The following is a 3,233-nucleotide window of genomic DNA, read 5'->3' on the forward strand; positions in this document are numbered from 1 at the left end:
CCCCCTCCGTTTCCCCGCGAAACAGCGCTAACATATTGTGAGACTGAACATTTCTCGCAGCAACTTGGTAATTGCGGTACATTTCAAATTTAGTGCTTCCTTCCGGGAAATCATCTTTAATTTTCGATACAAACACCCCAGTTTTCATCAAAAAATCTCGCAAATAAGCTCGGTATTCAGCTTGTTCTGAAACAGCCTCAGCCAAAATATCCCCAGCACCTTTAAGAGCCTCTTCAGCAGTTTTTACGCCCTTTTCTTCCGATACATATTTGTTAGCTTCCGCTGCGATATCGGCCGGTTGAGCCGTTGGCAAGTTCAGACACTTAATAAAAATTGCCAGCGGTTCCAAACCTTTTTCTCTAGCAATTGTCGCCCGCGTCCGCCGCTTCGGTTTGTAAGGCAAATAAAGGTCTTCGAGTTCATTTTTTTGCAAGCACGATTCAATTTTAGCTTGCAATTCCTCCGTGAGTTTCCCCTGGGAGGCGATCGTCTCCAAAATCGACTTTTTGCGGTCTTCAATTTCCGTCAAATAAGTAAAGCGATCGGAAATATCCCGCAACTGAATTTCATTCAACAAATCCGTGCGTTCTTTGCGGTAGCGGGCAATAAACGGAATAGTTGCGCCCTCGGCGAAAAGTTCCAGAGCATTATTGACTTGGGAGAGATTGATGTCAAGTTCTCGAGCAATCAGTTGAGGAATGTTGAGCATAGTGCAGATTTTTGGTTTAAGTAGGGGCAGGTTCAGCTAACAATCTCTGATAGAAGCCAGAATGATGAAGGCAAAACCCGCCCTCTTCTCTTCATCTAATCTTTATTGTTACCCATCTACTTAGCAGTATTATACCATTTTTCTTTCATATGTGCTACTACCCCCCCACTCCCCCCCCGAAATAAGGGGGGGTTGGGGGGGTAATATCTAGCGCTACTTTATGAAATTGGTATTAAAGTAATCTTAGCATAAACTTGGGAGAGATTGATGTCAAGTTATCAAACAATCAGTTGAGGAATGCCGATCGCAGTGCAAGTTTTTGGTTCGGATAGGGGCGGCTTCAGCTAACAATCTCCGATCGAAGCCAGAAGATCGAGGCAAAACCCGCATCTTTTCTTCATCTTCATCTTTATTGTTACTGTTTCCACCGCCATTTCTTCAACCCCTCTCAGATCGGGTTTTGTTTATACGAACGCGGTTTAAACCGCCAGTTTTTTGAGTTGATTGCTAACACTATTTGCAGTCAATTCATCCGCGTAAGGCGACTGATGCAAATAAGCCTTACCCGCAGAACCAAAAAGTTGCAGTTTACCAGAAATCACCGATCGCATAGCATCGATCGCCTTTTGCATAACTTCCAACAAATCCGGGTCTGACAAAGAATTGCTAGTTTTCAACACCTCCATATAAGCATCGCGAACTTCCGTATTCACATTAAACTTAGATACGCCTAATGTAATAGATTGATTGATCGTCGATTCCGGCAAACCGCTAGCGCCGTGCAGCACCAACGGCACCGAAACAGAAGCTCGGATTTTTGCCAAACGCGGAAAATCGAGTTTCGGTTCGCTGAAATATTTGCCGTGAACGTTGCCAATTGTTACCGCCAGAAAATCCACCTTAGTTGCTTGAATAAACTCGACTGCTTCCACTGGATCGGTCATTTTAGCCGCTTTTTCTTCGATTGTCAAACCATCTTCCGTACCGCTAATTCTGCCGATTTCTGCTTCAACCACCGCACCGTTAGCGTGGGATAATTCAGTCATTTTGCGAGTAAATATTAAGTTTTGTTCGTAGGACAAAGGAGAACCGTCAGCCATAATTGACTTGATGCCGGCGGCTAGGGCGAGGTGAATATCTTTTTCTGAGGTACTGTGATCTAAGTGTACTGCGATCGGCACTACAGACTTGCGCGCGGCTTCCATGCAAAGCGCGACTAAAGGCGATTTTCCGTATTTTAGGGCGCTGGGATGAAGTTGCAGCATCGCAGGACTTTGCAGCGCTTCGGCGGCATCGATGACGGCTTTTACTCCTTCGAGATTGTACACGTTAAAAGCGCCGATCGCATAAGCGTTTCTCCGGGCAGTGTTCAGCAATTCGCTAGTTGAGGCGAGCATAAGTACCTGACTTAAAAACATTTCTGAATGTTTCTCATCCTATCAAAGTTCGGTTGCCAGCTCATCTTAATTTTTATTTCTTGTAAATGTGAATTCTTGCGTAAGGTACTCTTCTGCCGAACACCCTACTATTTGTAGCGAATTCTTGGGTAAGGTGCTCTTCAGAAGAGCACCTACTATGACATTTCTCTGTCTGCCGAGGTACGGGGCGATCGATCCCCCCAACCCCCCTTAAAAAGGGGGGCTTTTCCGGTTCCCCCCTTTTTAAGGGGGGCTAGGGGGGATCGTTTTTGTACCTCATCTAATTAAGAAACGCGATAATTAACTTACTATTTTTGTGCGTTACCAGCGTGCAAGCCGCACTCTTTCATCGTCGATTCTTCCCACCACCAACGACCTTCGCGTTCGTGTTGGTTTGGCAATACCGGTTTTGTACAAGGTTCGCAACCAATGCTGACAAAACCGCGTTCGTGCAACTTATTGTAAGGCACTTCCAAAGCACGAATGTATTCCCAAACTTCTGCCGAAGACCAATTGGCTAAGGGGTTGAATTTAATTAATTCATGGTCTGGAGTTGAAAAAGCACCGTCAACTTCAATCACCGGAATACCGTTGCGGGTACTGGGACTTTGGTCTTTGCGCTGACCTGTAATCCAAGCATCGAGGGTATTCAATTTCCGGCGCAGCGGCTTGACTTTTCGCACGCCACAGCATTCTTTGTGACCGTCTTCATAAAAACTAAACAATCCCTTTTCATCTACTAGGGCTTGTACTTCTGCTGCATCGGGAAACATTACTTCTAACTTAATGCCGTAATGTTTTCTGACGGCATCTAAAAACTGATATGTTTCTGAGTGCAATCGTCCGGTGTCTAAAGTGAAAACGCGGAAGTTTTTGGTGATTTTCGAGGCCATGTCGATCAGAACTACGTCCTCGGCACCGCTGAAAGAAATTGAGATATTGTCAAAATTTTCTAGGGCAAATTTGATAATTTCTCTGGGTGTTTTTTGACTGTATTCTGCTTCAAGGGCGGCAATGTTGAGATTTCTTTGGATGGCAACCATATTTTCGGGTTTTCAGTGTTCTTTTCCTCTAGCCCCTGATTATAGCCGATCGCAGTATCTATC

The 3,233-nt window shown here is 44.9% G+C and carries 3 protein-coding genes; all 3 read right to left on the bottom strand.

Annotated elements, in window-relative coordinates; translation table 11 throughout:
* On the bottom strand, positions 1-709 hold a 709-nt coding region (locus WBA89_RS08515; protein ID WP_424405592.1), incomplete at its 3' end, for a Tex-like N-terminal domain-containing protein.
* Between the two features lie 479 nt (positions 710-1,188).
* Entirely contained in the window at positions 1,189-2,106 is a 918-nt protein-coding gene (locus WBA89_RS08520; protein ID WP_424405594.1) for a class II fructose-bisphosphate aldolase, read from the bottom strand.
* Positions 2,107-2,435: 329 nt separating this feature from the next.
* Entirely contained in the window at positions 2,436-3,170 is a 735-nt protein-coding gene (locus tag WBA89_RS08525; protein WP_333419719.1) for a phosphoadenylyl-sulfate reductase, read from the bottom strand.
* Positions 3,171-3,233 lie beyond the last annotated feature (63 nt).

Source organism: Microcoleus sp. (assembly GCF_049646505.1).
In the GTDB taxonomy this organism is placed as follows: Bacteria; Cyanobacteriota; Cyanobacteriia; order Cyanobacteriales; family Microcoleaceae; genus Microcoleus.

Bases quoted from the DNA above. Each gene is read 5' to 3' on its own strand.
- WBA89_RS08520 (WP_424405594.1), bottom strand. From the start codon at position 2,106: ATGCTCGCCTCAACTAGCGAATTGCTGAACACTGCCCGGAGAAACGCT.
- WBA89_RS08525 (WP_333419719.1), bottom strand. From the start codon at position 3,170: ATGGTTGCCATCCAAAGAAATCTCAACATTGCCGCCCTTGAAGCAGAA.